The organism is Rhodococcus sp. 5A-K4, from assembly GCF_046097995.1.
Classification (GTDB): domain Bacteria; phylum Actinomycetota; class Actinomycetes; order Mycobacteriales; family Mycobacteriaceae; genus Rhodococcus_F; species Rhodococcus_F erythropolis.
Map to the genome: position 1 here is coordinate 260,688 of NZ_JBJURM010000002.1, position 25,778 is coordinate 286,465.

A 25,778-nucleotide genomic window follows, 5' to 3' on the forward strand; every position below is an offset into this window, starting at 1 on the left:
GTGGTGTCCGGTCTCAGCGATGGTTGGCGCGGGGACCGTTGTATTCCTCATCGGTGACTTTGTCGCCCCATGTCGTTTCGGTGCTTCCGTCGCCGGGTCCTTCCCACAGCGCAAGGTGGGTCATGAAACGGTCGGGTGCCGCGCCGTGCCAGTGTTCCTCTCCTGCCGGGGTATAGATGGTCTCGCCCGGGTGAACTTCGACGATCTCGCCGCCGCGAGCTTGAACCAGCGCGGTCCCGGAGACGATGTGGAGGGTCTGCCCGAGGACATGGGAATGCCAGTCGGTTCGCGCACAAGGTGCAAAGCGAACCATGTTGGCGCGCATCCTCGACGGCTCCTGGCCGGCGTAGATGACGTCCCACCAGACGTCGCCGGTGAACCAGTCGCTGGGTGCTTTGCTGGTGGGCTGGGGCTTCAAGAGTTCCATGAGGTCTCCTCGGAATCGAAAGGGGCGGTTCAGTTCTGCGTCAGCGGAACAAGTCGAATGGTGTTGGGTGCGGCGGCGCGGCCGGTGACGGAGCCGACGATCTGCGGGCCGTAGCGGTCGTACTTGGTGTGGTAGGCGGAGTCGATCGCCGAGTGCGCATCCGGTGCGGCGGACTCGAACACCACGTCCCGCTCAATTCCTCCTGCGCGGATTCGGCCCCTTCCACTTGCCGTTGCTCGGACGAACCACGGGTTGTCGGTTCCGTATGCCGAGCGCACGTGCAGTTGGTTGTCGGCACGGACGACCCAAATCGTGACGCACGGCCTTGCGGTGCCGTCGCGGCGGTTAGAGGAGATCTGCAATTCCTCGGCACCACCGATCTTGGTCAGTTCAGCCTCGGTCCACGAGTGCGACATCTCGGCTTCCTTTCTCCTGTTCGAATTGCTTTGTGGTACTTCGCGTTCTCGTAGCCGGGACGATCAGTGCGAGGACGATGACGAGACAAGCGGCCAGCAGGGCGGTGCCTGCGGTGAGAGCCGTTGATACGTGATCGGTGAGTGCCGTTGTAGCGTCGTCGGCAGAGGCTCCGGCGCCCGCGGAAACTGCGACGAGGATGCCGAGTCCGAGAGCACTGCCCAGTTGGTGTGCAGTGTTGACCAATCCTGATGCGGCACCGGCATCCTCGGCCTCTACCCCGGAGATACCGGCAGAAGTCAGCGGAGCGAAAGCCAACCCCTGCCCGGCGCCGATCAATATCATCGGAAGTGCTATCGCAGTGAGATACGTGCTACCGGGATGGACCAGACTGAGCCACGCCATCCCGGCGAGGGTGACGGCAATGCCAACCGACAGAATTGCGGAATTTCCGAATCGTGGTGTCAGTCGCGGAATCAGCATCGCCACAGCAAAATTGACGATCGTCATCGGGAAGAAGGCGATGCCAGCTTGGAACGCGCTGAAGCCCATGACGCCTTGGAGTAGCTGAGTCGTGAAGTAGAAAAATCCGATCATGGCGCCCAGATAGAGCATTCGGGCGGCGTACGCCCCGGATCGCTCCCGGCTGCGGAACAACCGCAGTGGCATGATCGGCTGCTCCGCTCTCGCTTCGTTGAGGAAGAGCAAGGTCAGTAGTATCGCCCCGGCCGCCAGTGTCGCAACAGTGATCCGTGAGGTCCACCCCGCTTCGGCCGAGTTGACGGTGCCGAAGACGAGTGCGGTCATGCCGAGTGTGGCGAGAACAGCGCCCGCCACATCGAAACGTCCGGAGTTGGGTTCGGTTTCCGGAATGAACCGGGGCGCGAGCGCGATCATCGCGATTCCGATCGGAACGTTGATGAAAAAGCCTGCGCGCCAAGACACCCAGTCGGCAAGGGCGCCGCCGATCACGAGTCCGAGGCTGGCGCCTATTCCTGCGGCAGCGCCGTACCAGGCAACAGCGCGCGTTCGCTCCGGCCCGGGCGGGAAACTGGCGGTCAGCAGTGACAGCGACGCCGGGGCCACCACTGCGGCTCCGACGCCTTGGAGAGCGCGCGCCGCGATGAGCCACCAACCGTTCGGCGCGACCCCGACGAGAAACGACGCAATCGCGAAAATTGCGAGACCGGAGACGAATACGCGACGACGGCCGAAGATATCCCCGAGACGAGCGCCCAGCAGGAGAAGGCCGCCGAACACCAGGGTGTAGGCGTCCTGGACCCAGGACAGCCCGGTTGCCGAGTAACCCAAGCTGCTTTGGATGCTGGGTAGCCCGGTGAAGATGATCGAATTGTCTAGCAGGATCATGAAATAGCTGATCAGAATGATCGCCAGGATCGCGGTGGAATTGATGCGACCGGCAACGGGACGGTTGGCAGTGTGGGTCACGCGCTTCTTCTTCGCAAGTGGTGGACGTTCGCAAGTGGTGGATTACGGGCGGACGAGGACCTTCAACGATTCACGGGAGTCCATGGCTCGATAGCCTTCCGCTACGTCGTCGAGCCCGACGGTGTGGTCGAAGACCTTGCCCGGCTCGATCTTTCCGTCGAGAACATCCGGCATCAGCTCTTCGATGTACGCGCGCACCGGAGCCGGTCCACCGGTGAGCGTGATGTTGGGTCCGAAGAGCGTCCCGAATCCGATTGGGGCTTCTTCGTATTGGGGTACTCCGACTCGACTGATGACGCCGCCCGGTCGGACAACTCCGAGTGACTGCTCGTAGGCAGGCATGTGACCTACCGCTTCGAGGACGACATGAGTGCCGTCGCCTCCGGTCAGTTCGCGGACTTTCTCGATGCCCTCGTCCCCACGTTCGGCAACTACATCGGTGGCTCCGAACTCGAGACCGAGATCCGTGCGGGTCTTGTGGCGCCCCATGAGGATGATGCGCTCGGCGCCGAGGCGTTTGGCGGAGAGCACTGCCATCAGCCCCACGGCTCCATCGCCGATGACCGTGACCGTCGTGCGTTGGTTGACGCCACCCTTGACCGCCGCGTGATAGCCGGTGCCGAAGACGTCGGAGAGCGTGAGCAGTGACGGCAGGAGTTCGGAGTCCTGACCGACCGGCGCCTTGACCAGGGTGCCGTCTGCCAACGGCACTCGGATGGCCTCCGCCTGCCCGCCTCCGATCCCGTTTCCGGCCCAGAAGCCGCCGTGTCGGCAGGACGTCTGCAAGCCTTCGCGGCAGAAGTCGCAGGTCCCGTCGGACCAGGCGAAGGGGGCGATGACGAAGTCGCCCTTCTTCAACGTGGACACCTCGCGACCGGTCTCTTCAACTACTCCGACAAATTCGTGGCCCATCGGGGAACCACCGGGTGTTGCCGGCATGTTGTGGTAAGGGTGCAGGTCAGAGCCGCAAACGCAGGCCCTGACGACCCGCACGATCGCGTCCGTCGGCTGCTGCAGTACCGGATCGGGCACGGTCTCGACCCGAACGTCTCCGGCGCCGTACATGATGGTTGCTCGCATGGTGTCCCCTCTTGCTTCTGGTGTCGCGTGCTTGGAAGTCGACGTTTCTGCGTGAACCGGTCGACTGCAATCAGTCAACGCGGCGCCTCGCGAGCGCGGGAGTGTCTGTTGTTCCAGGTAACGGCAGTACCTCCCTCGGTCTTCGCCGCTCGAGTAACGTGAACTGCATGGACAACCGAGCCGAGATCCGCGAATTCCTCAGCTCCCGTCGTGCTCGCATCACACCCGAGCAGGCAGGGCTCCCGGCTTACGGCGGAAACCGTCGCGTCAAGGGGTTGCGCCGTGAGGAAGTCGCTCTGCTCGCCGGTGTGAGCATCGACTACTACGTGCGCATGGAACGCGGAAATTTGGCGGGAGCGTCGGACTCGGTGCTCGAAAGTCTTTCCCGAGCACTGCAACTCGACGAAGCCGAAACTACCCATTTGTACGACCTCGCGAAGGCCGCCAGTGCAGGCGCACCGAGTAGAAAGCGGCCCGCCCCCAAGGGCGTGAGCCCGGCGATTCAGCAGATACTCGACGCCATCACCGACGCGCCGGCGTGGGTACGCAATGCCAGGCACGACATGCTGGCGGCCAATCGCATGGCGCGCGCGTTGTATTCGCCAGTCTTGGCTGATCCGCGTAGGCCGGCGAACAACGCCCGCTTCGTGTACCTGGACCCGGCGTCGCAGGACTTCTTCGTAGATTGGGAGCGCGCGGCAGACGACATCGCCGCGATGCTCCGCTCGGAAGCGGGACGCAATCCCCATGACAAGGCGCTGACCGAGCTCATCGGTGAACTTGCCACTCGCAGTGAGGTATTCCGCACCCGGTGGGCGAAGCACAATGTGCGCTTTCATCGGACGGGATTCAAGAAGGTTCGTCACCCCGTCGTCGGCGACCTGGAGCTGAACTTCGAGGCGATGGAACTGCCGTCCAATCCCGGGCTGACGCTGCTGGTCTACACAGCGGCGCCGGGGACGCCCACGGCTGACGCACTCAAACTCTTGGCGAGTTGGGCGGCAACCCAGGATCAGTTGGATCCGGCGAACGACAGCGAAGCGGCGCTCTGAGTTCGGTCGGCAAGTAGACCTGTCGATCAGCTCAGATGCGTTACCGCCCAGGCCACCTGGTCTCCACTCCGTCGCTTGGCTCGATACATCGCGTTGTCGGCGTCGGCAAGTATCCGATCGATGGTTCCTGAAGCGTCCGGGATTGTCGAGGACAGCCACACGCTGGCTCCTACGCTCACGGAAATCGACTGCCGACCGGCGGGCCGCGATATCGAATTGTGAATGTCGACCACGGTTTGTTCGATGCGACGTGGCTCCACGGGCATGAGAATCACGAACTCGTCGCCGCCTGTCCGGGCAACCAACCCGACCTCTCCGACCGCTGAGTTCAGACGCCGACCGACTGTCACCAGCATCCGATCACCTTCTGCGTGACCCAGTTTGTCGTTCACGCTCTTGAACGAATCGACATCGATCACCACCGCGAGGACAACGTGTCCTTGGAGTTCGCCGACACCGAACAGCTGTTGCCAGACGTTGTGCAGCCCACGTCGGTTCAGAGCAGCGGTGAGTGGATCGCGCCAAGAGTGTCGTGCATCGTCGGTCAGGTACAAGACGAGGAAATGCACGGTCATCGCGGCGGACGCGATAACACACCCGATGACGAATCCAGTGGACACCGACAGCGAAGAATCGGTATCCGGATCGGTTACAGCGCGAATTGTCAGTAGGGCAACGACGAACAGCGCGCCGACGATCTGTGCCGTGACTATTCGAGGGCTGTGGAATACCGACGAATAGTTCGCGACGACCACGAACAGAACGGCGCCGGTCAACGCCAGGAAGCTCGAATGGATTCCGGCGAGAAGTATCAAGGACAAGCAGATATTGGTGAGCGAAATGAAACGAACGGATTGGTGGTGGCTCGGCCAGGACCGTCCGAGTGACCAGCGAATCATGCAGTAGAGCGCGATCATGCATGCTGCGCCCGCCGCGAGCCGTTCAGGGAGGTCGGTTGCGCCACCCTTCACGAATTGAGCCAGTACGGCGAGTGCCACGAACACGGCGCACCAAAAGGTGACGACCACTCTGGCTGTCCCCAACATCGATCGAGCAGCCAGAAACCGAGGGAACCATTCACCGTCGTAGGCAAGAGACCACCAGCGACGCAACAGTCCAGTTGTTTGACGAATGTTCTGCCCCAACCCCGCAGCGCCACTGACTCCCATGAAACCCCCTCCGAGATCTTGCGAAAATTCCCGGAAGATTCTTCGTCAAGATTTGATCCCCGAACAAGGTACCCGATAGTTGAACGATGGATTGATGCCTCGTGAGGTGTGGGCCGCTCTAAGGTGCGATCGGTGTGGTCAGGATCTTTCTGAGTGCCGGAAGATCCAGGGTTGCAGCAAGATCTGCAATCGTGACTCCCGACAGCGATGCGCGCCAGGCTTTTTCGGCGTCGGCCATGACTTTGGCAATTCCGCAGGCGGAACGGCATTGCTCCGGTGGAGCGGCGAGGATTCCTTGCTGTCGAATCTCCGTGCACCGGAACGCAGGTTCAGTGCCGTCAACCGCCTGGACGACGTCGAGAACGGTGATTTTCTCGGGAGCCCGGGTGAGGACGTACCCACCGTCTCGGCCCTCGGTCGGATTGACCAGACCGGCGTGCGCGAGCGCTCGCAGATGCTTCGCCAGGTATGTCTTCGACACCCCGTGAAGTTCGGCGAGTCTGGCTGTGGGTACCGGCCCCTCGGCCTGGCTGAGAACCACACAGCAGTGGAGTGACCACTCCACGCCTCCGGAAAGCTTCATGGTTGAACTCTATCGACGTGGTGGAACGTGATGCGGGCCGGACGTCGCTCGAGTGGTCGACGTCAGGCCTTCTCGGCAAGCCACGCGTCGTACGTTGTCCGCGCGATCCATGCGTCGGCGCCGGGTGTCGGGGTGAGTGCCGAGTTGTCGAGTTTCGCACCGAAGTACCCGGCCTCGGGGTCGGAGATCACCGAGCGCTTGTCGCCGGTGACGACGAACAGGCGCCGGACCAGTTCGTCGATGCCCAGTGGTTCGGGCCCGGCGATTTCGACCGTGCCGTCACGCGGCGCACCGGTCACTACCTCGGCGACGTGAGAAACGACGTCCCGTGATGCGATGGGCTGCAGATGTGCCTGTGTTGCATGGACCGTGCCGTCGGTGGTTCCGGCGTCGGCGATTCCGGCGACGAACTCGAAGAACTGGGTCGATCGGACGATCGTGTATGGGGTCGGGCCGGCTTTGACCAGGTCTTCCTGGGCGATTTTGGCTCGCATGTACCCGGAATCGGGCAGTCGATCGGCGCCGACGATGGACAGGATGACGTGGTGACCGACGCCCGCCTTCTCTTCTGCGGCGAGGATATGGCTGGTTCCGTCATGGAAGAAGGCCAAGACGTCTTCGTCCGACCACGACGGGGAATTGGTCAGATCCACGACGACGTCGGCACCATCGACTGCTTCGGCGATTCCTGCGCCGGTGGTGATGTCGATCCCGTCTGCCCGGCCGAGCGCCTTCACGTCGTGCCCGGCGTCAGCGAGCTTGGCGGCGACCTGGCTTCCGATCAGTCCGCTTCCGAAAATGACGATCTTCACGATTTTCTCCTTTACTCGGATAAGTCGTGTCCAAGTATACTCGGACACAACTTATCCAAGTCAAGGGTTGTCTGATCAGTCGAAGAGTTCGGCTGCCAGTGCTTCGTAGGTCGCGAGCGGATCACCCTCGGCGGGAAGTGCTTGGATCGCAACGTGATCGGCACCTGCCGCGACATGCTCCCGAAGTCGATCCGCGATGGACTTCGCGGTACCGCGCGCAACCAGAGCGTCGATGACACGATCGTTTCCTTCGTTCGCCAACTCTTCGGGCGCAAAACCGAGGCGCTCGAGATTGCTCGTGTAGTTGCGCAGATACAGATACGGGTTGGCGACGGCGGGGCGACCGATTGCTCTGGCCTTCTCCGGATCGGTTTCCAGAACAACCTTGTGCTCGGGGGCAAGAATCTTCGAAGGGCCGAGGATTTCACGAGCTTCGGCGGTGTGTTCGGGGATGGTCAGGTACGGATGCGCGCCGGCAGCGCGATCTGCGGACAGTTTCAACACTTTCGGTCCCAGTGCGGCGAGGACGCGCCGCGATTCCGGGACCTGGGCCTCGTCGAGTTCGTCGAGGTACGACACGAGCGAGGCGTACGGCTTGGTGTAGTCGCCGGTCGCCTCCGGATGTCCGACGCCTACGCCGAGCAGGAATCGCCCCGGATGTGCGGCTTCGAGTCGGTGATAGGACTCCGCCACCTCGGCCGCAGGTGAGGACCAGATGTTGACGATTCCGGTTGCCACGGTGATGTGCTCGGTCGCGTCGAGAAGTTTCTCGGCGATCCGTAGATCGGCGCGTGGTGAGCCGCCGATCCAGATGGTGCCGAAACCGAGTTTCTCGATCGCTGTTCCCAGTCCCGGCGGCAAACCAGCCGCTCCTCGCCAGATTCCGTAGGTGCCCAGGTCAGGTGTTTTCGTAGTCTCCGTCACAGCGGGTGCAACTCGGCTGCTGCCGGGATCTATTCCTTCCGTCGTCATTTGCCCGGCGCGCGGTAGTCGGTCGGTCGCTTGACTGCCTCGTCGATCTGCTCCGGCGTGAGCAGCGTGATCGACTCCGAGCGTGCTGCACCTGCCGCAGCCGTGCGAATGCTCAATGCGGCTGCCGCGACGTCGTCCGGTAGGTTGCCGATGACGAACATGTCGTGACCGCCCAGTGCGAAGTGGCAGGATTCGACTGTGCCGCCGATGCTTTCGACCATTCGGGTTATCGCGTCGCGCCGCGCAGTGCCTCCCTCCTGCTGTAGGCCGGCGGCGCCGGAAGGTGAGTACGTCACTTGCCAGAGGTATTTCGGCATTTCCACTCCTTGCTCGGGATGGGTACTTCGATCGTGTACCCGTAGGGCGCTCGGTGGCAATGGGTAGGGGACAATCACGGCATGGTTGGAACTCCGGTGATCGTGACTATCGTGTCCGTGTGTGTGGGTTTTGTGATCTTCATGCTGGCTGCCAGTGGTGCACGCGGAAAGTGGGACCGTCGCCTCGTGATCGCGTTGTTCGTCGGCGCGGTGGTGTGCCTGACCGTCGTACCGGTATCCGTCGCGCTCAGTGCCGGAGTTTGAAACACGGAGTGTCAAAACGCTCGAGTGCCGCTTAGTCTGAATCGATGGCAGATATTCGGGTAGGTATCTCCGGGTGGACGTATCCCGCGTGGCGCGGAGATTTCTATCCGAAAGGTCTTGCTCACCGCAAAGAATTATCTTATGCCGCAGAGAGATTGACGTCGATCGAGATCAATGGCTCGTTCTATGCCCTGCAGAAGCCGGAAAGCTACACCAAATGGCGCAGTGAAACTCCCGAAGATTTTGTGTTCGCGATCAAGGGCGGCCGGTACATCACGCACATGAAACGACTGCTCGACGCCCGTGACGGACTCGCCAACTTCTTCGCCGCCGGAACACTCGCCCTCGGCCCCAAACTCGGACCGATCCTGTGGCAACTACCTCCGACGCTGCAGTTCGAACCGCAGCGGTTGACCGACTTCTTCGACGGTCTTCCCCGCACCACGCAGGCTGCAGCCGATCTGGCAGCACAGCACGACGACAAACTCACCGAAGACCGAGTGTTCGCCCAGACCGAGAGGGACGTGCCGATTCGCTACGCGGTGGAAGCGCGGCACGCCAGCTTCGAGACCGACGAAGCCGTGGACCTGATGCGCGAGCACTCCATCGGTTTTGTCGTCGCAGACACCGCCGGCAGATATCCCCGCATCACCACTCCGACTACCGATTTTGTCTACGTGCGGATGCACGGGGACAAGGAACTGTATGCGAGTGGGTACACCGACGAAGCTCTGGACAAGTGGTCCAAGCGCTTTCGGGATTGGATGGACGAAGGCCTCGACGTGTACGTCTACTTCGACAACGACATGAAAGGCTTTGCGCCGCACAACGCAATGTCCTTGTTGGAGCGGCTGCGCTGACGGATCGCCTGGCCTGTCGGTGGGATGTGGAAGGCTTCCGCATGAACGCGAGGACCGAGGAGATACCACGATGACGCCAGACCAGCGGACGCCGGAACAGCGGACGCCAGAACAGAGCTGGCCGACGCATTGGCCGAAGGTCGCCCGTGACATCGCCGATGCCACGGCCGACGCACTCGCGGCGGTGCGGGCGGCAAATCGTGACGGACTGCTCGTGGCTGTCGAGGAACTGCGCGGGCTCTCGTTCGAGCAGGTCAGCTCGGTTCACGCGGCGATCGTGCGCGAATTGCTCGAGGACACGCATCCGGACGGCTTGTCCAGCGAGGACGTGCAGGATGCGCTGACTGCCTGCGCCAAGTCCACAATCGTGTGGCTGCCGGATCTGGACGTGCAGGCGCTCGCTGCGGTCTACACCGGGGCGCTCGGGATTTCGGATTTGGAGGACGATTCGTTCCGCATCGGGCACGGCGCGTACCTGCGTTCGGCGGTTCTGGTCATCGGAAGTCTGTCGACCGGAGTGAAGAAAGCTCAGAGCGCGTACGTCATTCGTGCAATCGACGAAATCGCACGTGCTCAGACCATCGAGATGCCCTGAGCGTCAGCTCGTAAATCGAATTAGGCTGAGGTCATGTCCAAGATCGCCAGCGCAGATCGTGTTTCGTTTGCCGAACTCCTCGAGTTCATCAGGCCGCGTCATCGGGCCACGTTCGTCACGGTGAAGAAATCCGGCGAGTTGCAGATCTCTCCGGTGACGTGCGGGGTCGACGACGAGGGCCGGATCGTCATCTCCACGTACCCGGAACGGGCCAAGGCCGCGAATGTTCGCCGCACCCCGGCGGTGTCTCTGTGTATCCACTCCGACGAGTGGAACGGCCCGTACGTCCAGGTGAACGGAACCGCGGAGTTGATCGACCTCCCGGACTCGGTGGAACCGTTGGTCGACTACTACCGATCCATCGCCGGTGATCATCCCGACTGGGACGAGTACCGCGAAGCCATGCGCAAGCAGGGCAAGAGCCTGATCCGCGTCACCGTCGACTCCTGGGGTCCGATCGCAACAGGTGGGTTTCCGCCCGGACGCTGACGCTATCGAGCGGGTGGCGAGAGTTCGACTACGTGCGCATCTCTGGCGGCCAGCGGTTCTTTGCAGTGTGCGCAGACAACTTGGGCGTGCAGGATCTCACCGCAACGATGCTCGACGACGGTAGGCGGCGGACCCGTCGTCGCAAAGGTATCTCCCCATTCCATGAGTGCCATCAGGATCGGGTAGAGCGCCTTCCCTGATTCGGTGGCGACGTATTCGTAGCGCGGTGGATGGTCTTCGTAGCGACGCTTCGTGAGGACGTCGGCCTCGACGAGGGTGCGCAGACGCGCGGCGAGGATGTCGCGGCTCGCACCCGTGCCCGCGGCGATCTCGTCGAACCGTCGTTGCCCGAGGACGATTTCTCGGAGCACCAACAGTGACCACTTCTCGCCGACGACCTCCAAGGCGTTGGCGATGGAGCAGTTGCGTCCTTTTGTCGCCGTCATCTCTGGGGCCCCTGTTAGTTGGAAAAGTTAGTTGGGAATTCCAACTTAGCACTTGACGGTATGTATTCGAGGGCGGAAGGTAGGTCGAGAAATCCAACGGAGCAGATGAGGGGTCGTCATGACGGAATTGAATCTCGAGGCAGCAAGCGGATTTGTCAGCGCTGCCGGATTGCAACTGGACGAGGTGTCCGGCACGAAGGTCGTCGGGCACATCGATCTGTCCGAGGCGCATCACACTCCGTGGGGTGTAGTCCACGGCGGTGTCTACACGACCGCCGTCGAGTCGGCCGCGAGCATCGGAGCCAGCACTGCAGTGGCGGATCGTGGCGAATTCGCCGTCGGCGTCCACAACGGAACGGATTTCCTGCGGGCGCGTACGGGTGGGCGGGTGGACGTCGTGGCTGTGCCGATTCAGCAGGGACGCGTTCAGCAGTTGTGGTCGGTGGTCATCACCGATCCGGAATCGGGCAAAGAGGTGGCGCGCGGTCAGGTGCGATTGCAGAACGTACCGCTGCCGAAGTAGATCAGTCCCAGATTCCAGAGTCGATGTTGCGTGAGATTCGTTTGAGCAGTGCCGTCAACTGGGCACGTTCGTCCTCGTCGAGTCCGGTCAGTACTTGACGGTCTCGCTCGACGCGTCGGGGAAACTCTGCCTCGACCAATGCGCGACCGGCATCGGTGAGTTGAAGCAGAACCACCCGTCCGTCGTGTTCGAAACGCTGACGCTCGACAAAGCCCAGCTTGGCCAGACGGTCCGCGTGTTTTGTGGTGGCGGCGCCGCTGACCATCGTGACGGCGGTGACTTCGCTCGCTCGCAGGGGACGGTCACTGCGAGCGAGTGCACTCATCACGTCGAATTCGGCGCGAGAGACCCCGCTGGACGCCAGGGCGCGGTCGAGCTGGTGAAGAGACTGAGCGTTGATGCGGGCGATCCGGCCCATCACTTCGACGGGGGCGGTGTCGAACTCCGGGTAGGCGCGCTTCCATTCGCGACGGACTTTGTCGATGAAGTCGTCTTCGGATCTGTCAGTCGCACCCATGGCCCCATCTTAGCGACAGAATTCACATTACTTCACAAGTAATTTACTGGTGAAATAAATGTATGCTGAGTCCGTGACCCGAACCGAAACCGCAGCCAGGACGCCCAGCCGTCTCACTCATTCGAGTGAGGCCATTGCACATACGGTCTCCGGGGCGACGTGGCGAGCGGCTTTTCGCGTCGGATCCGCCGACGCGACCATCGCCCCCGCGATCAGGGTCGGGCTCGCCACCGCCGTAGTCCTCGTGGTCGGCGGACTGCTCGGGCATCGGGAGTTGGCCGGCTTCGCGGCCTTGGGTGCGCTGTGCGCCGCGTTCGGTAGGTACGAGCCGTATCCCCGGTTGGCGGGCAAGCTGGCGATGGTCGGTGCCGCATTGGTGGTTTCCATCGCTTTCGGCAGCGCAATGGGTGTTGTGGGCGTTCCGATGTGGTTGCAGATCGGCATCCTGTCGTTGCTGGCCGGTGCGTCGTACTGCTTCATGTCGGGCTTCCGGATCACCGGACCAGGGCCCGTCATCCTCGTCTTCGCGGCGACCGGTGCAGCCGGATATGCCTCCAGTGTCGATGATCTGGCGAGGCTGGTGACTGCCGGTGCGCTCGGAGTTGTGGTCGGTTGGGTGGCCGCGATGCTCCCAGCGCTCGTACTGCCGATGGGGCCTGCCCGTCTGGCAGTTGCTCGTGCAGTCTCCGCGGTGGGGCGTCTCGAACAGTCCGGCACAGACGCAGTGGAACCGGCGCTCGGATCGATTGCCAACGCCCGCTTGGTCATTGCGTCGAGCGGTCGGATCAAGTCGACCGTCGATCACGGACGCGAACTGGTCGCGGTGCTCGACGAAGCAGAAGCGGCAGTACAGCAATGGCAGTTGCACGGCGATGCGACTTTGATCCGGAGTATTGCTCAGCACGAGAAGGAGCTTCGGAAGCTCAAGCGCTCCAGCATGATCGAACACGACCTCGCGCCGGCGCCCACGCTTGCCGCCCCCGAGGGCTATTTTCTCGAAGGATTGCGCCGACTGTATTCACGCCCGGTGCGGATGAATGCTCTCCGCATCGTGGCGGCCTCGGCTCTGGCCGGTTGGCTCGCGGCAGGAGCCGGGTTGGAGCATCCGCTGTGGGCGTCGATGGGTGCCATCGCCGCGATGCAGGGACTGAACTACAAGCAGACCGTCCAGCGCGGGATCCAGCGGTTGGTGGGAAATGTCGGCGGCGCCGTCGTGGCCGCTGGGCTCATCGCATTGACACTGGGCTACTGGCAAGCCGTTGCCGTGATCGTGATTCTGCAGACTGCTGCGGAGCTGCTCGTGATCAAGAACTATGCGCTGACGTCACTGGCCGTCACTCCGATGGCACTGCTTCTCATCGGTTTCAGTGCTCCGATCGGGACCGAAGCGGCAGTGGCTCGCGTCGCGGACACTCTCATCGGCGTGGTGATCGGTATCGTCGTCGCCGCTGTCACGATCAGTCGATCGGATCGCCACCACGTCACCGTGTAACCGGTACTGCTGTGTTTCCGGTACTGCTGTGTTTCCGGTACTGCTGTGTTTCCGGTACTGCGTAGGCTCCTGCAGGTGGAGGACAGCACGCCGATCGACGGCCGAAAACTGCGTTACCAGCATCGCCGTGCCGAATTGCTCGAGCAGGTAACCGCGTATGTCACGGCGAACGGCGTCGGTGAACTGTCCATGCGGCCGTTGGCCAAGGACCTGGGGATCAGCCATGCGACACTCATCCACCATTTCGGTTCGAAGGAACAACTACTCACTGAAGTAGTCGCAACCCTGCGAGACAGCTCTTCTCTCGACATCTCTTCCGGGACCGACATCGTCGAGATGTTGACGAGTTACTGGAATAGGCGCACATCAGCGGAATCGTTGCCGAACTTTCGCTTGATGTTCGAGATCTACGGACAGGCGTTGTTGCATCCGGAGCGGTATCGCGAGTTTCTCGATCATGTGGTGGGGGACTGGTTGGGTGGTTTGACGGAAGCTGCGCTCGCGCATGGATGTCCGCCCGATCGCGCTGATCGCTACGCGACGATCGTGTTGGCGCAGATTCGGGGGTTGACGCTCGATCTCGTGACGACCGGTGACCGCGTCAGAATCGACGCGGCGTTTGCCGAATTCGCGGCCGCGATGGGCGCTCTGGTCAGCTCGTGGAAGGCGATCTGACGGTCCGATTGCCGTGACGCTTCAGGCGATCTGCTCGAACAGGGACACGATGATCCCTTCCGGCCCACGCACGTAGGCCATGCGCACGCTGTTCTCGTACTCGCCGATCCCGCCGATGAGCCCGTAACCGTCCGCTGCCACCGCGTCGACCGCCGCCTGGAGATCGCCCACCTCGAAAGACACGTTGCGCAGACCGATCTCGTTGGCCATCGGAGCAGGCGATCCGGGTACGTGGTCGGGCGTGACGAAGGACGAGAGCTCGAGCCGTGACCCTTCGCCCGGAGGGCGCAGCATGGCGATTTCACACTTGGCTCCAGGGATACCGCAGACGGTTTCCACGAACTCGCCCTCCACGGATCCGGTGCCCTCCACCTCGAGACCCAGAACGACGAAGAACGCCGTCGCTGATTCGAGGTCCGCGACGGTGATGCCGATGTGGTCGAAACGCTGTACGTGTGCCATGGACACATCCTCCTACTGTTTCTTCGTGCCGGTTCGATACTGGGTCGGAGTCGGGGCCGGGATCTCGACATGTACGTGTCGCAAAGCTGCAAGATTTTGCTTGACCGATCGGTTAAACAAAATCTACGATAACGTCCAACGAGGTCGCCCACCGCACGAACCGGAGTCGTCAGACGTGAAATTCCAGTCGAAGTCGTTTGCCCGCATATCCATCGCAGCCCTCTGTGCTGCAACGATTGGCTCCGCCGTTGCTGCGCCCATCGCGTCCGCGCAGGCGCCGAGCGCGTCGCAAGCCACCGGCACTGTGGTGTCGAGTGAGCCGCTACCGAAGGATCTGTGGATTCCGGGTACCGCCGACGCCAAGCGATTCACGTACTGGACCATCGGTTCCAACGCCGGGCCCGCGCTGAGCAGTGGCGCGTACTACGTCCCGGCCGGCCCGGCACCGGAAGGTGGTTGGCCCGTCATCGCCTGGGCGCACGGCACCACCGGACTCGACGATTCCTGTGCCCCTTCGCTGGTCGGTCCCGGCCTGCCCGAACGTGACTACCCGTACCTGGGGCGCTGGCTCTCGGAGGGCTACGCCGTCGTCGCCACCGACTACGTCGGTCTGGGTACACCAGGGCTGATGCCGTACCTCGACGGAAAGGTGGAGGCGCACAGCGTAGTCGACTCGGTCAAGGCGGCCCGGGTCATCGACTCCTCCATCTCGAATCGTTGGGCAGTGGTCGGACAGTCGCAGGGCGGCGGTGCGGCCATCACGACGGCCCGCTACGCAACCGAGTACGGAGGGGATTCGCTCGACTACCGCGGTGGCGTGGGTACCGGAGTGCCGGCCAACATCGAGTTGACCCTCCTGCCTGCCGGTCCGGGCTTCCCTCCCATCGCCCTCGGCGGCGGGTTGACGTCGTACGCGCTCTACATCCTCGCGGGCTTGCGGGAAGCGCACCCCGAGATCGACTTGAATTCCTACCTGAACGACTTGGGAAGGGAAAAGGTCGACTCGGCCGAAAAGCTCTGCGCCGCAGACCTGGACGAGGCATCCAAGGATCTGGTCCTCGGTGACATCTTCTCCCGCCCGCTCAGTCAGATCCCGAACTTCCAGGGTCTGCTGAACGATTACATGGGTGTGCCGACCAGTGGATACGACCGCCCTATCTTTATCGGCCAGGGCCTGCTTGACGTGGATGTCCCTGCACCGTCTGCACTTTCGCTGGTTGCAGCGTTGGTCGCCAACGGTGAACCGGTCACGTTCAAGACCTACAACACCGATCACAGCGGCGCTTTGGTCGAATCGCAGGCCGACACGATTCCGTTCGTCGCGAACCTGTTCCGCTAGGCATACCGAGAATCCAGATCATCCGCGGGGTCGCTGTCGCACAAGTGCGACAGCGACCCCGCGGTCATTTCTGTGACTCTTTGATTGCGTCCAGCCTCGCCTCTAGACCGTCGAGGACACGGTCGAGTGTGTAGCGATAGTGTTCTGCCCGTGTTGCTTCCGCAGCATCCGGTGGACCGGCAAATTTCCCGATCAGTGTCTCCATCGATGAACGGGGATCTGAGGGTCCGTCGTTGCTCAGGCGTTCCAGCATCGCGCTGTGATCGGGTGAAGGCTGTCCGCTGGGAATGCGCCTGGCGTCGTTCATGGCAATCAGTGTGGTTGTCGAAGTGAAGGCGACGGTGTAAGCCTGAGCGGCTTCTTCCCCGAACCCGGCGGCGGTCAGTGAAGCCAATCCGGCCTCCATGAGTTCCCGGCTGCGCTGGGTGGCAACTCCGTTCATCAGCAGCCACTGTGCCGCGCCTGGACACTCGATCAAGGCCTCTCGCATCTGCAAGAGCAGATGCGTCAGCCATTGACGCCAATCTTCTTGTGCGGATGGCACGTTCACGGCCGACACCGCACTGTCGACCACCGCAGCCGAGAGTGCGTCCCGATCTCCGACGAGTCGATAGACGACGGAGAACGACGTATCGAGTTCGCTGAGCAGCTGCCGCAGCGACCAGCCCTCGACTCCGTGCTCGCGACTGAGCCCGAGCGCCACGGTCAGCACGGCGTCCGCAGTTATCCCGGTGTTGTAACTCCGGCGGCGCTGTGATTTCGCGGCGGACTTCTTGTCAGGTGATGGCGCAGTCATGGTCCGACCGAGCTTAGCGGCGTCGGATCGGGTCGCGTAGTCGACGCAACCGATTGACGGATGAACTTAGGTGAGGTTTACTTGCCAAATCCGAGCAGTGCTCCGATTTGTATCGAACCCCCGATTTTTCGAAGCTGAAGGACATTATGAAGTTGAAAACGCGACCCGGTTACCTATCGAGGCTGGGAGCTTCGCTGCTGGTCAGTGTCGTTGCCCTGACTGCGGCCGCCTGTAGCTCGAGTGAGGCGGGACCGACGACGGAACCTGCCGAGGGAACGCGTGTTGTGTCCCACGAATTCGGTGAGACGTCGGTTCCAGGCGACCTCGGGCGAATTGTTTCCCTCGACGAATACGCCGCACTCGGTCTCCTTGCCGTCGGCATCACCCCTGACGTGGTCTTCACGTCGTGGGGATCGGAGATCGGCCAGGACATCTTGGCGTCAGCGGGTACCGAGGTGGTCACGGTGCCGCCGCTCGGTGCACCCCCGATCGAGCAGGTCCTCGCCCAGGATCCTGGACTGGTCATCTTCACGTCGATGGGCGATCGGAGCTACTACGACTCCCTCGCGTCGACCGTCCCCACAGTGCCGGTCCCGGCCGTCACAACTCCGTGGCGTGAGAATCTTGCCTTCTTCGGACGCGCTTTTGATCGTCAGTCGGTCGCCGACAAGTTGACTGTCGCTTTGGAAGGCAAGATCGCTGACGTCTCTGCTCGGTCCGGTGGTGAAGCGAACACCGTGTCGGTGTTGATGAGCAGTTCTGGAATCCTTGCCACCACCACCGAGCAGGCGCCGCCGTCGTTGCTGTTGGCGGAGAGCGGCTTCGGGCGTCCGGAATCCCAGCGAGCGAATGCCGCTGGAGGACTGCCGTATGCGCCCCTGTCCGACGAGGCGATCCCGGCGCAGGATGCTCGGATCGTAGCCGTGTTCGACGAGGGCGTGTACGAGTTCGGCAAGGTTGCCGGTGTTCCCGGGTTCTCGAGTCTTTCAGCGGTGCAGGAGAACCGAGTGGCCAAGGTCAACGGAGACATGTGGCTCGCCACTCATCCCTTCGCCACTTTCTGGATGATCGAGGACATGGATGCCATGGCTGCCGGCAATCTGACCGGCACCGGAACCGAAGCTGTTGCCGCGACGCGCTATCAGGAATTCACGGCGCTGACGGCATGAGTTCGAGTGCGTTGAGTCGGCGCCTGGCTCTGCGATGGGGAGCGGTGACTCTCGGCTCTGCGGCTGTGGGTTCTGCGGCTTTGGGTTCTGTGGCACTGAGTGCGTGCAGCCGTGGCTCGGCGAACGAAACCAGTTCTGAGATTTCACCGTTCGACGACGAAGTACGTGCTGCCGAACAGGCGAGATTTCGTAGCGGGCACACAGTCCAACGGAATCTGACAGCTGCACCCGCTCGGGTGAGTCTGGGCGCCAGAGGGGTGGACACATGGTCGTACGGTGCAGAAGCGGTGGGTCCGGAGATTCGAATCTCCAAGGGAGACCGGCTCAACGTTCGGTTGCAGAACGACCTTCCGACGGAGACCTCGGTGCACTGGCACGGCATTGCGATCCGCAACGACATGGACGGTGTCCCACCGGTCACCCAGGAACGAATCCGACCAGGTGCAGAGTTCACCTACGACTTCGTGGCCCCGGATCACGGAACATATTGGTACCACTCCCATTCAGGATTGCAGGCCGATCGAGGGCTATTCGGTGCACTCGTGGTCGAGGACCCGAACGACCGGACCGGAGCCGACGAGGACGTCGTCATCGTGATCGACGACTGGCTCGACGGGCTGGGAACAACCCCGGATGCAGTGCTTCGCGCATTGTCACCGGACGTGCAGGGAGGACACCACGGGCACGGCGGAGCTCCACCGGAAGTCGATGATGCAGAGATTGATTCTGCCGCAGAACTTCTCGCCAGCGGTCACGGAAATTCCGAGGCGCTCGGTGGAATGGCAACGCACATCACGTATCCACTGCACCTGATCAACGGACGGCCTGTGGAAGATCCCTTCGTCGTCAGTGCAGCGGCCGGAACACGGCTTCGATTGCGGGTGATCAATGCCGGGGCGGAGACTCCGTACCGTTTCTCGGTCGCCGGGCACGAGTTGACCGTTGTCAGTGCTGACGGGCAGGACATCGCCTACACAGCCGGAGACGAGATTCTGATCGCACCCGCGCAGCGATACGACGTATTGGTGACGGTGCAGTCCGGTTCGTGGCCTGTCGCCGCGAAGGTGGAAGGAAAGCCAGGTGGCGCCGCGTGCCTGCTTCGGACACCGGATTCGGTTGCGAGCGTCGACCTGACTTCTCCTGCAGTGCTGTCAGGGTCCGGCGGCCGACTCGTTCTGGAACCGACGCTTCGACCGTCGGGCGCGTGGGAACAGCGGGTACCGGATCGTGAGTATTCGGTTGATCTCATCCAGGCCGGGGATCGATACGTCTGGGGAATGGCGGGCACCGATGTGGGTCGGTTGATCATGAAGCAGGGCGAGCGAATACGAATCGTCATGAACAACAACACCGATATGTGGCATCCGATGCACACCCACGGGCACACCTTCTCGGTTCCCTCGTACGGCGGGCTTCGCCGAGACACCGTGATCGTACTTCCGCGTGCACAATTGGCGATCGACTTCGACGCCGACAATCCAGGACGGTGGATGTTCCACTGTCACAACGCGTACCACTTCGAGGCCGGGATGACTGCCGACCTCCACTACGTTCGATGAGGAGAGCAGAATGTCAGTTCGCACCGGGTTGACCACATTGATCGCTGTTGCAGCGGTGTTCACGCTGACGTCGTGCGGAGGTGAATCACAGGGTTCCACCGAGCAAGCGCCGGTCGAGATCTCGGTGAAGAACCTTGCGTACTCACCGAACTCCGTCACTGTGCACACAGGACAGACGGTCACGTGGATTTTCGAGGACCAGGGAATGCCGCACGATGTCGTGTTCGCCGAGCTGGGGATCAAGAGCGATCTCCAAGGAAGCGGAACCTACAGTCAGACCTTCGACAAAGCCGGAACGTTCACCTACACGTGCACACCACATCCGAACATGACCGGCACGATCATCGTCGAAGAGTGAGTAACTCGATGACAGTGAAGGAGACTGTGGCCTTCGAAGACTCGCCTGGTCTGGTCGACCGAGACGCTTTGGGTCGCATGATCGCTCCCGTGAGAAATCGCCTGCTCCTGGGTGCGGGTTTGTCGGCGCTGTCGGTGCCGCTACGATTCCTGCCCTACGTTTCGGTGGTCGAGATCGCGCGGGTGCTCCTGACCGACTCGTCGTTGAACCTGGTCTGGCTGTGGGCCGCAATCGGTGCAGCGGGCACAATTCTCGGTTTTGTCGTCTACAACGCAGCCCTGACCGTGTGCCACACCGCCGACGCGCATTTCAAATACTCGATCCGCTCGCGTATCGCTCGGCATCTGTCCCGAGTTCCTCTGGGGTGGTTTGCAAATGGTGGCACCGGTGAAGTGAAGCAGGCGATGACCGACGATGTGAAGCGGATGCATCTTCTCGTCGCTCACCTTCCCGCCGACGTGGTACCCGCGATCCTGTCGCCGATAGTGGCCCTGATCTATCTGGTGGCGATGGACTGGAAGTTCAGCCTGGTCCTGGTCGGCTACATCGGAGTGTGTCTCGCTCTTGCCGCGCCGTCGATGCGCAGAGCCTATCGAACGAACGTCGACTCCTGGAATCTTGCAATGTCGACATTGACCTCTGCGACAGTAGAACTGGGCGACGGTATCGAGGTTGTCAAGACGTACGGGAGTGGGAGTCGCGCATTCGCGCGCTACTCGAGCGCTGTCGATTCGATGGTTGCGGTGTGCGTGCGATGGATGTCGGGGATGGGAAGGCCGGTGGTCGCTATGTCGATCCTCCTCTCACCGGCGGTACTCATCGTGGTCATCACGGCGACGGGAACTGCAATGTTGTCCGGGGGTTGGATTACCCCGGTAGCTCTTGTTGCCTTTCTGGTCGTCGGAATCGGTGTTCCGTCGTCGGTTCTGCACATGGGAACGATGGCCAACCTCTACCGCGAAGGCCAACTGGGAGCGACTCACGTCGAGAGCATCCTCGGCGAACCAGAGCTGGCCGAACCTCAGGATGCAGTGCCTGCTCGCAGCACTTTGGTCGAATTCGACAGCGTCGGCTTCGAATACACCACTGGGCAGCGCGTCCTCGAGAACATCTCCTTCGAGATGCAACCGGGCACCGTGACCGCGATCGTTGGCCCTTCCGGCTCCGGAAAGACCACTTTGGCGCGTCTACTTCCGCGGTTCTGGGACGTGACGGACGGGTCTATTCGGCTGGGCGGAAGCGATTTACGAGATCAGTCCAGCCGTGAAGTCTTGAGATCGATGGCCATCGTCTTCCAAGATGTTGTGCTCCTGTGGGACAGCGTGCGCGAGAATATTCGGCTCGGTCGACCGGATGCAACAGATCTGGAAGTGGAGACAGCGGCGAGGCGGGCGCAGATTCACGACGTGATCATGCGACTGCCGGACGGGTATGACACCGAGATCGGTGGTGGTTCGGGCGGTGAGCTGTCGGGTGGGGAGAAGCAACGCCTGACGATCGCCCGCGCCATCCTTCAGAACCCGCCGATCGTCATCCTGGACGAGGCGACTTCGCAGGCCGATCCCCACAGTGAATCGGCCGTTCAACGCGCACTGGGCGAGATCAGTGCAGACGGCGGCACCCTGATGGTGATCGCTCATCGACTGCACACCGTCCGATATGCAGATCAGATACTCGTTCTCGACGCCGGACGGATCGTGGAAAAGGGTACGCACGAACAGTTGTCGGCGCTCGGCGGAACCTACGCGCGGATGTGGGCGCTCCAGAACCCTCTCGTCGAAGACATATCTCCGCGAAAGGCGCTGCAATGATTCGAGACCTGGACGAAATCCTCGGGCGCGACAATGGGATGCGAGGTCAGATAGCAGGTTTCACGCTCGCCGGGATACTCGAGGGTGTCGTCTTTGCACTGATGATTCCGATCCTGAAAGCGGTGGTTCGCGGCGATTACGACGCCGCAGTTCCGTGGGTTGTCACGGCTGCTCTCGTGGCAGTGGCCTGTGGCGCCGTACGGTGGATCGCCGAGAATCGGGCGTACCGCATCGGAATCGAGGGTTTTGCCGGTGGAATCATGCATCGCCTCGGTGAGCACTTGGTGCAGGTTCCGCTCGGGTGGTTCAGCAAGGCAAACCGTGGAGCGTTCACTCGCCTGGTCACCGAGGGCACGGCTATCTTGATGAGCATCCCGGGAATGATCATCGCGCAACTCGTCACCGTCACGGTGACTCCAGCGACAGTGGCGATCGCTGTCTTGTTTGTGGACTGGCGACTGTCTCTCGCGATGGTCGTCTTCGTTCCACTGGGGATTCGGGCTTACCGCAACGTGCAACGGGCGGTTGTTCCCGAATACGAGGCGATCGGCAAGAGCGAATCCGAGTTGGCATCGCGCGTCGTCGAATATGCACAGGCGCAGCAAGTTCTACGTTCGGCCGGTAAGAGTGGCGAAGGCTGGGCTCGGTTGGACGAAGCTCTTGTGTCCAACCGGGACGCACACCTGCGGGAAATCGGATCGGTCGACAAGTATCTGCTGCGGTTCATGATCGTCGTTCAGGTTGCCTTTCTCGCCGTGCTGGTTCTGGCGGCACTGCTGGTCACCACCGGGTCCATCGACACAGCAGGCGTGATCGTTGTTCTCGTGTTGGCCGTGAGGTTCGTGGAGCCGATGCAAATGCTTGCAGGATTCGGTGAAGGTATCTCACTGGCCCGGGTGTCGCTCGGATCTGTCCGAGAGATGATCGATGTACCGGTGCTGGCGGAGCCCGAGGTGCCGAAAGAGCCTACCTCGTATGATATTCGGTTCGATTCGGTTTCCTTCGGCTACGGCCCGGATCGCGTGATTCGTAACGTGAGCCTCGAATTCCCGGACTGCTCGGTCACTGCTCTGGTCGGTCCTTCCGGTTCCGGAAAGACAACTCTCGTTCGGCTGATCTCCAGATTCTGGGACGTCGACGAAGGTGCGGTATCCATCGGGGGCGCCGATGTTCGCGACATCGGAACGAGAGCATTGATGTCTCGGATATCGACTGTCTCACAGCAGGTTTACCTGTTCGACGGAACCATCCTGGAGAACGTTCGGTTGGCGAGACCGGATGCCACCGAGTCGGAGGTCCGTCAAGCAGTGGTGGATTCCAGGCTAGGCGAAGTGATCGACCGTTTGCCGAGCGGTGAGGAGACCAGGGTAGGTGAAGGCGGATCACTGCTGTCCGGCGGTGAACGTCAGCGGGTCTCGATTGCGCGGGCATTCCTCAAGGACACTCCGATTGTTCTTCTCGATGAAGCGACCTCCGCCCTCGACGGAGAGAACGAAGTCGCCATCACCGAGGCAATTCACCGATTGGCCCGTGGTCGAACGGTGGTGATCATCGCTCATCGCCTGTCGACTATTCAGGGAGCAGATCGCATCGTCTACCTCGAAGCCGGAGGGGTGGAGGAGGTCGGTTCCCACGAAGACCTGATCGCGCGAGGTGGAAAGTACTCGGGTCTGTGGGCCGAGCGCAGTGGCGCGGAGGGATGGAGGATCGACCGAGCACTCGAGCCATGAGCAAACCGTGTGGTTTGATCGACGAATGGACGAAGCTGCTGCAGATCCAGTGAAACCGCCGCGCAAGCGCAGGTGGCCTCGTTGGGTCGCAGGCATTGCGGTGCTCGGAGCAGTTGTCTACGCGGGCTCGATCGTGTGGATCTCCGTGGCGTCGGCCGGACATACGTCAGACGCCGCCGATGCTCCCGACGCTCCGGTTGTGATCGTGCTGGGCGCGCAGATCAAGGACGGTAAGCCGATGGCTTTCCTGAAAGGGCGGCTGGACGCAGCAGTCGAACTGGTGGAAGCGGGAAAGGCTAAAGCGGTCCTGGTCTCCGGCGACGCGAACGGCGGCTCGGGTGACGAGATCGCGGCGATGACGAACTACCTGGTGGAGCAGGGAATAGATGAGCGTCGCATCGTTGGGGATCCGTACGGCCTCGACACCTATGACACCTGCTTTCGGGCCATACATACGTATGGGGTAACCAAGGCGTTGATCGTCACTCAGGGGTATCACGTGCCCCGCGCTGTTGCGTTGTGCCGAGACGTCGGCATCGACGCAGACGGTGTGAACAGCGATTGCGGGTGCGCAACTCCGACGCTGATCAAGAACGCCGCGCGGGAGTGGGTTCTTGCCAAGCCCAAGGCAGCGCTGGACATGCTCTGGAGTCGGGACGCAAAGGTGACGTCGCCGTCGGAGGACTCGGTCCAGGTGGCGCTGTCGATTCCCTGACGCGGGGTGAGTGCGCACGGTTTCTGTCGAGTGAACACACGCTCCGGAGAGTCGGAGCGTGTGTTCACTCGAGGTGAAGGGTGCTAGCTCGACAGTCAGATCAGTGCTGCGGCGGCAAATGCACCCAGCGCGATCAATGCCGCGCCGGTGACGCTCTGCACGCGACGGTCCACGACGCACATGATCGAGAGGAATCCCGGCATCGAGCCACCACGCTTGGTGTGCACGATTGCCGCGAGGCTGGGCATGCAGCGGCCAAGGGATACGACCGTGAACAGCGCCGCCCCGAGAGCCGGTGAACCCGAAGCCATGACGCCGAGTGCCAGGAGGTAGTACGCACTCGAGCGGATGAAGATCAGAAATCCCGGACCGATGATCGCGCCGAAGATCAGCGAGACCTTCCAGGGCGCCATTGTGCGGCGCAGATGGCGCGGAAGCTGTTGGCGCCGCATCGGAGTCGGCATCCTCACTGCACCCAACTCGTGCAGCCCGTACGCAACCGCGACGACGGCCCAGATACCCAGTGCCCAGCTGATCGGGACGTACCCGGACATCGCCGCACCGAGAGCGCCGATCAATGCCCCAGTGACGGCTCCCGTCGTGACTGAACCCAGAGCGTGCCAGCCGAGTCGGCGGACGGGGGTCGAGGATCCCTTCCGATCTACCTGCTTCGGCGCGGCAACAACTCCGGCGACGGACATTCCGCAGGTCGACCAGTTCGCAGCCAGCGACGTAACCAGTCCGGCGCCGATAACAGCTGTGGTCAAAGCTGTTGTCGCAGATGGCGTGGCCACGAGTGCGAGGCCGGCACCCGCAGCAGCGCCCGCCGCGACGAGGCTGACACGGGTCGCGGTGCCGACCGAGCCTTGAAGGGTCGGCCGGATGTCAGGGACATCGGTCTGCAGTGGGCCGTGTGAGAGAACAGTAGTCATCAGATCCTCCGAAGTGTTTGTGGTTCAGGAAAAGTGTTGAGCCGAAGTCGCAGCGAAAAGTGATGAGCCAGAGTTCACAGCACTGTGATGACGCCGATCATGTACGGGTGGACGGAGCACGAATATTCGTAGACTCCGACACTTTCGAACGTGTGCCGGAACGTTCCGTCTCTGGTGATACCGCTGTCGAACAGGCCGGGTGATTCCACGTGATGCAGGAGTCCACCGTCGTCGAAGCGCCACTCGACGGTGCCGCCGTGTTCCACGGTGACGTCCATCGGGCTGAACTGAACATTGCTGATCTCGACCACCACGTCGGGGACGGGATCTTCTGTGCCGCAAGCTGCGACACACGTCGCCGCGACAGCGAGGCCGAAGCCGACGATCCACCTCCTCACTATTGAACGATCACGGTGCCCACCATCATCGGGTGGGGCGTGCAGTGGTAGGTGAAGGTTCCGGCGTCGTCGAACGTGTACGAGAAGGTTCCCTCGGTGAGCAACTCGCTCTTCAGTTTCCCGTCGAGATCACCGTTGCCGACCACGTCGTGGGGGAGTCCGCTGTCGTCGAACTTCCATTCGACGGTCTGTCCCTTCTCGATGGTGACCGATGCCGGTGTGTACGCCATGTTCTTCACCTCGATCACGACTGCAGGTTCGTCCGACGACGCACCGGCATCACTACTGCAGGCGGTGAGGCTCAGGGCAGCGCACGCGGCCAGGAAAGCGGGAACGAGTTTCTTCATGAGGTGTTCTCTCCATTCTTCGACTT

Annotated in this window: 31 protein-coding genes; 15 read left to right on the top strand and 16 right to left on the bottom strand. The window is 62.0% G+C overall.

The genetic code is table 11. From position 1 onward, the window contains the following. Positions 1–13: 13 nt before the first annotated feature. From ACKAMS_RS03590 to ACKAMS_RS03605, 4 genes are read right to left on the bottom strand one after another with little or no spacing between them, the layout of a single operon-like run. Positions 14–427, bottom strand: a complete 414-nt coding sequence (locus ACKAMS_RS03590) for a cupin domain-containing protein (RefSeq protein ID WP_020971009.1) — start codon at positions 425–427, stop codon at positions 14–16. Positions 428–456: 29 nt separating this feature from the next. Further along, positions 457–843, bottom strand: coding sequence for a DUF2255 family protein (locus ACKAMS_RS03595; protein WP_408988611.1), 387 nt, complete (start codon positions 841–843; stop codon positions 457–459). Beyond that, positions 818–2,290 (bottom strand): MFS transporter, encoded by a 1,473-nt coding sequence (locus tag ACKAMS_RS03600; protein WP_084325425.1) that lies wholly within the window; start codon positions 2,288–2,290, stop codon positions 818–820. The genes ACKAMS_RS03595 and ACKAMS_RS03600 overlap by 26 nt, the downstream gene beginning before the upstream one ends. 42 nt (positions 2,291–2,332) lie before the next feature. Next, on the bottom strand, positions 2,333–3,370 hold the full coding sequence (locus tag ACKAMS_RS03605) for a zinc-dependent alcohol dehydrogenase family protein (RefSeq protein WP_046379407.1): 1,038 nt from the start codon (positions 3,368–3,370) through the stop codon (positions 2,333–2,335). Positions 3,371–3,537: 167 nt separating this feature from the next. Here ACKAMS_RS03605 and ACKAMS_RS03610 point away from each other — a divergent pair, with 167 nt between their 5' ends. Next, positions 3,538–4,422: a helix-turn-helix domain-containing protein gene (locus ACKAMS_RS03610; protein ID WP_408988612.1), complete on the top strand. Its 885-nt coding sequence runs from the start codon at positions 3,538–3,540 to the stop codon at positions 4,420–4,422. A gap of 26 nt (positions 4,423–4,448) precedes the next feature. Here the strand turns inward: ACKAMS_RS03610 and ACKAMS_RS03615 are convergent, their stop codons facing one another. The 5 genes from ACKAMS_RS03615 to ACKAMS_RS03635 all read right to left on the bottom strand — a co-directional run bounded on the left by ACKAMS_RS03615 (position 4,449) and on the right by ACKAMS_RS03635 (position 8,275). Then, positions 4,449–5,591 (bottom strand): diguanylate cyclase, encoded by a 1,143-nt coding sequence (locus tag ACKAMS_RS03615; RefSeq protein WP_408988613.1) that lies wholly within the window; start codon positions 5,589–5,591, stop codon positions 4,449–4,451. A gap of 118 nt (positions 5,592–5,709) precedes the next feature. After that, the gene (locus ACKAMS_RS03620) at positions 5,710–6,174 is read right to left on the bottom strand and encodes an Rrf2 family transcriptional regulator (protein ID WP_020909359.1); all 465 of its coding nucleotides are present in this window, start codon (positions 6,172–6,174) and stop codon (positions 5,710–5,712) included. Positions 6,175–6,236: 62 nt separating this feature from the next. Beyond that, positions 6,237–6,986: an SDR family oxidoreductase gene (locus tag ACKAMS_RS03625; RefSeq protein WP_408988614.1), complete on the bottom strand. Its 750-nt coding sequence runs from the start codon at positions 6,984–6,986 to the stop codon at positions 6,237–6,239. Positions 6,987–7,061: 75 nt separating this feature from the next. Beyond that, the gene (locus tag ACKAMS_RS03630; protein ID WP_031333826.1) at positions 7,062–7,910 is read right to left on the bottom strand and encodes an LLM class F420-dependent oxidoreductase; all 849 of its coding nucleotides are present in this window, start codon (positions 7,908–7,910) and stop codon (positions 7,062–7,064) included. Positions 7,911–7,954: 44 nt separating this feature from the next. Continuing rightward, positions 7,955–8,275: a GYD domain-containing protein gene (locus ACKAMS_RS03635; RefSeq protein ID WP_007729728.1), complete on the bottom strand. Its 321-nt coding sequence runs from the start codon at positions 8,273–8,275 to the stop codon at positions 7,955–7,957. Between the two features lie 81 nt (positions 8,276–8,356). On the opposite strand from ACKAMS_RS03635, the gene ACKAMS_RS03640 reads away from it, so the two are divergent. The 4 genes from ACKAMS_RS03640 to ACKAMS_RS03655 all read left to right on the top strand — a co-directional run bounded on the left by ACKAMS_RS03640 (position 8,357) and on the right by ACKAMS_RS03655 (position 10,483). Beyond that, complete coding sequence (locus ACKAMS_RS03640) at positions 8,357–8,539, top strand: hypothetical protein (protein WP_007729726.1); 183 nt, start codon at positions 8,357–8,359, stop codon at positions 8,537–8,539. A gap of 44 nt (positions 8,540–8,583) precedes the next feature. Continuing rightward, positions 8,584–9,399 (top strand): DUF72 domain-containing protein, encoded by an 816-nt coding sequence (locus tag ACKAMS_RS03645; RefSeq protein WP_019745594.1) that lies wholly within the window; start codon positions 8,584–8,586, stop codon positions 9,397–9,399. A gap of 70 nt (positions 9,400–9,469) precedes the next feature. Next, the gene (locus ACKAMS_RS03650) at positions 9,470–9,994 is read left to right on the top strand and encodes a hypothetical protein (protein WP_408988615.1); all 525 of its coding nucleotides are present in this window, start codon (positions 9,470–9,472) and stop codon (positions 9,992–9,994) included. Positions 9,995–10,027: 33 nt separating this feature from the next. After that, positions 10,028–10,483, top strand: coding sequence for a PPOX class F420-dependent oxidoreductase (locus ACKAMS_RS03655; protein ID WP_007729721.1), 456 nt, complete (start codon positions 10,028–10,030; stop codon positions 10,481–10,483). A 2-nt stretch (positions 10,484–10,485) separates the two neighbouring features. On the opposite strand, the gene ACKAMS_RS03660 is transcribed toward ACKAMS_RS03655, so the two are convergent. Beyond that, complete coding sequence (locus ACKAMS_RS03660) at positions 10,486–10,929, bottom strand: helix-turn-helix domain-containing protein (protein ID WP_019745592.1); 444 nt, start codon at positions 10,927–10,929, stop codon at positions 10,486–10,488. A gap of 118 nt (positions 10,930–11,047) precedes the next feature. Between ACKAMS_RS03660 and ACKAMS_RS03665 the strand changes: the two genes are divergently transcribed. Beyond that, positions 11,048–11,452, top strand: a complete 405-nt coding sequence (locus ACKAMS_RS03665) for a PaaI family thioesterase (RefSeq protein ID WP_019745591.1) — start codon at positions 11,048–11,050, stop codon at positions 11,450–11,452. 1 nt (position 11,453) lies between these two features. Here ACKAMS_RS03665 and ACKAMS_RS03670 read toward each other — a convergent pair whose 3' ends face one another. Next, a complete protein-coding gene (locus ACKAMS_RS03670; RefSeq protein ID WP_019745590.1) occupies positions 11,454–11,969 on the bottom strand; it encodes a MarR family winged helix-turn-helix transcriptional regulator in 516 nt (171 codons plus the stop codon). Between the two features lie 58 nt (positions 11,970–12,027). On the opposite strand from ACKAMS_RS03670, the gene ACKAMS_RS03675 reads away from it, so the two are divergent. Together ACKAMS_RS03675 and ACKAMS_RS03680 are read left to right on the top strand one after the other, a co-directional pair. Beyond that, a complete protein-coding gene (locus ACKAMS_RS03675; protein WP_051636510.1) occupies positions 12,028–13,461 on the top strand; it encodes an FUSC family protein in 1,434 nt (477 codons plus the stop codon). A 75-nt stretch (positions 13,462–13,536) separates the two neighbouring features. After that, positions 13,537–14,136 carry a TetR/AcrR family transcriptional regulator gene (locus tag ACKAMS_RS03680; protein WP_031333823.1) on the top strand — a complete coding sequence of 200 codons (600 nt, stop codon included), beginning with the start codon at positions 13,537–13,539 and terminating at the stop codon, positions 14,134–14,136. A 21-nt stretch (positions 14,137–14,157) separates the two neighbouring features. Here the strand turns inward: ACKAMS_RS03680 and ACKAMS_RS03685 are convergent, their stop codons facing one another. Beyond that, entirely contained in the window at positions 14,158–14,598 is a 441-nt protein-coding gene (locus ACKAMS_RS03685) for a VOC family protein (RefSeq protein WP_019745587.1), read from the bottom strand. A gap of 175 nt (positions 14,599–14,773) precedes the next feature. Between ACKAMS_RS03685 and ACKAMS_RS03690 the strand changes: the two genes are divergently transcribed. Beyond that, complete coding sequence (locus tag ACKAMS_RS03690; protein WP_283567737.1) at positions 14,774–15,937, top strand: S9 family peptidase; 1,164 nt, start codon at positions 14,774–14,776, stop codon at positions 15,935–15,937. A 64-nt stretch (positions 15,938–16,001) separates the two neighbouring features. On the opposite strand, the gene ACKAMS_RS03695 is transcribed toward ACKAMS_RS03690, so the two are convergent. Next, positions 16,002–16,733 carry a TetR/AcrR family transcriptional regulator gene (locus tag ACKAMS_RS03695; RefSeq protein ID WP_019745586.1) on the bottom strand — a complete coding sequence of 244 codons (732 nt, stop codon included), beginning with the start codon at positions 16,731–16,733 and terminating at the stop codon, positions 16,002–16,004. A gap of 284 nt (positions 16,734–17,017) precedes the next feature. Here ACKAMS_RS03695 and ACKAMS_RS03700 point away from each other — a divergent pair, with 284 nt between their 5' ends. From ACKAMS_RS03700 to ACKAMS_RS03725, 6 genes are read left to right on the top strand one after another with little or no spacing between them, the layout of a single operon-like run. Next, positions 17,018–17,902 carry an ABC transporter substrate-binding protein gene (locus tag ACKAMS_RS03700; RefSeq protein ID WP_225989551.1) on the top strand — a complete coding sequence of 295 codons (885 nt, stop codon included), beginning with the start codon at positions 17,018–17,020 and terminating at the stop codon, positions 17,900–17,902. Then, positions 17,899–19,461, top strand: coding sequence for a multicopper oxidase family protein (locus ACKAMS_RS03705; RefSeq protein WP_408988616.1), 1,563 nt, complete (start codon positions 17,899–17,901; stop codon positions 19,459–19,461). The genes ACKAMS_RS03700 and ACKAMS_RS03705 overlap by 4 nt, the downstream gene beginning before the upstream one ends. A 10-nt stretch (positions 19,462–19,471) precedes the next feature. Then, complete coding sequence (locus ACKAMS_RS03710; RefSeq protein WP_021331818.1) at positions 19,472–19,819, top strand: plastocyanin/azurin family copper-binding protein; 348 nt, start codon at positions 19,472–19,474, stop codon at positions 19,817–19,819. Continuing rightward, positions 19,816–21,630: an ABC transporter ATP-binding protein gene (locus tag ACKAMS_RS03715; protein ID WP_259116586.1), complete on the top strand. Its 1,815-nt coding sequence runs from the start codon at positions 19,816–19,818 to the stop codon at positions 21,628–21,630. The genes ACKAMS_RS03710 and ACKAMS_RS03715 overlap by 4 nt, the downstream gene beginning before the upstream one ends. After that, a complete protein-coding gene (locus tag ACKAMS_RS03720) occupies positions 21,627–23,360 on the top strand; it encodes an ABC transporter ATP-binding protein (protein WP_408988617.1) in 1,734 nt (577 codons plus the stop codon). Before ACKAMS_RS03715 ends, ACKAMS_RS03720 begins: the two co-directional genes overlap by 4 nt. A gap of 25 nt (positions 23,361–23,385) precedes the next feature. Continuing rightward, positions 23,386–24,075: a vancomycin high temperature exclusion protein gene (locus ACKAMS_RS03725; RefSeq protein WP_019745580.1), complete on the top strand. Its 690-nt coding sequence runs from the start codon at positions 23,386–23,388 to the stop codon at positions 24,073–24,075. Positions 24,076–24,170: 95 nt separating this feature from the next. Here the strand turns inward: ACKAMS_RS03725 and ACKAMS_RS03730 are convergent, their stop codons facing one another. The 3 genes from ACKAMS_RS03730 to ACKAMS_RS03740 all read right to left on the bottom strand — a co-directional run bounded on the left by ACKAMS_RS03730 (position 24,171) and on the right by ACKAMS_RS03740 (position 25,752). After that, the gene (locus tag ACKAMS_RS03730; protein WP_084325414.1) at positions 24,171–25,007 is read right to left on the bottom strand and encodes a methylamine utilization protein; all 837 of its coding nucleotides are present in this window, start codon (positions 25,005–25,007) and stop codon (positions 24,171–24,173) included. A gap of 74 nt (positions 25,008–25,081) precedes the next feature. Further along, complete coding sequence (locus ACKAMS_RS03735) at positions 25,082–25,405, bottom strand: biphenyl 2,3-dioxygenase (protein WP_408988618.1); 324 nt, start codon at positions 25,403–25,405, stop codon at positions 25,082–25,084. After that, positions 25,405–25,752, bottom strand: coding sequence for a plastocyanin/azurin family copper-binding protein (locus ACKAMS_RS03740; protein ID WP_003940240.1), 348 nt, complete (start codon positions 25,750–25,752; stop codon positions 25,405–25,407). The genes ACKAMS_RS03735 and ACKAMS_RS03740 overlap by 1 nt, the downstream gene beginning before the upstream one ends. Between the last annotated feature and the right edge of the window lie 26 nt (positions 25,753–25,778).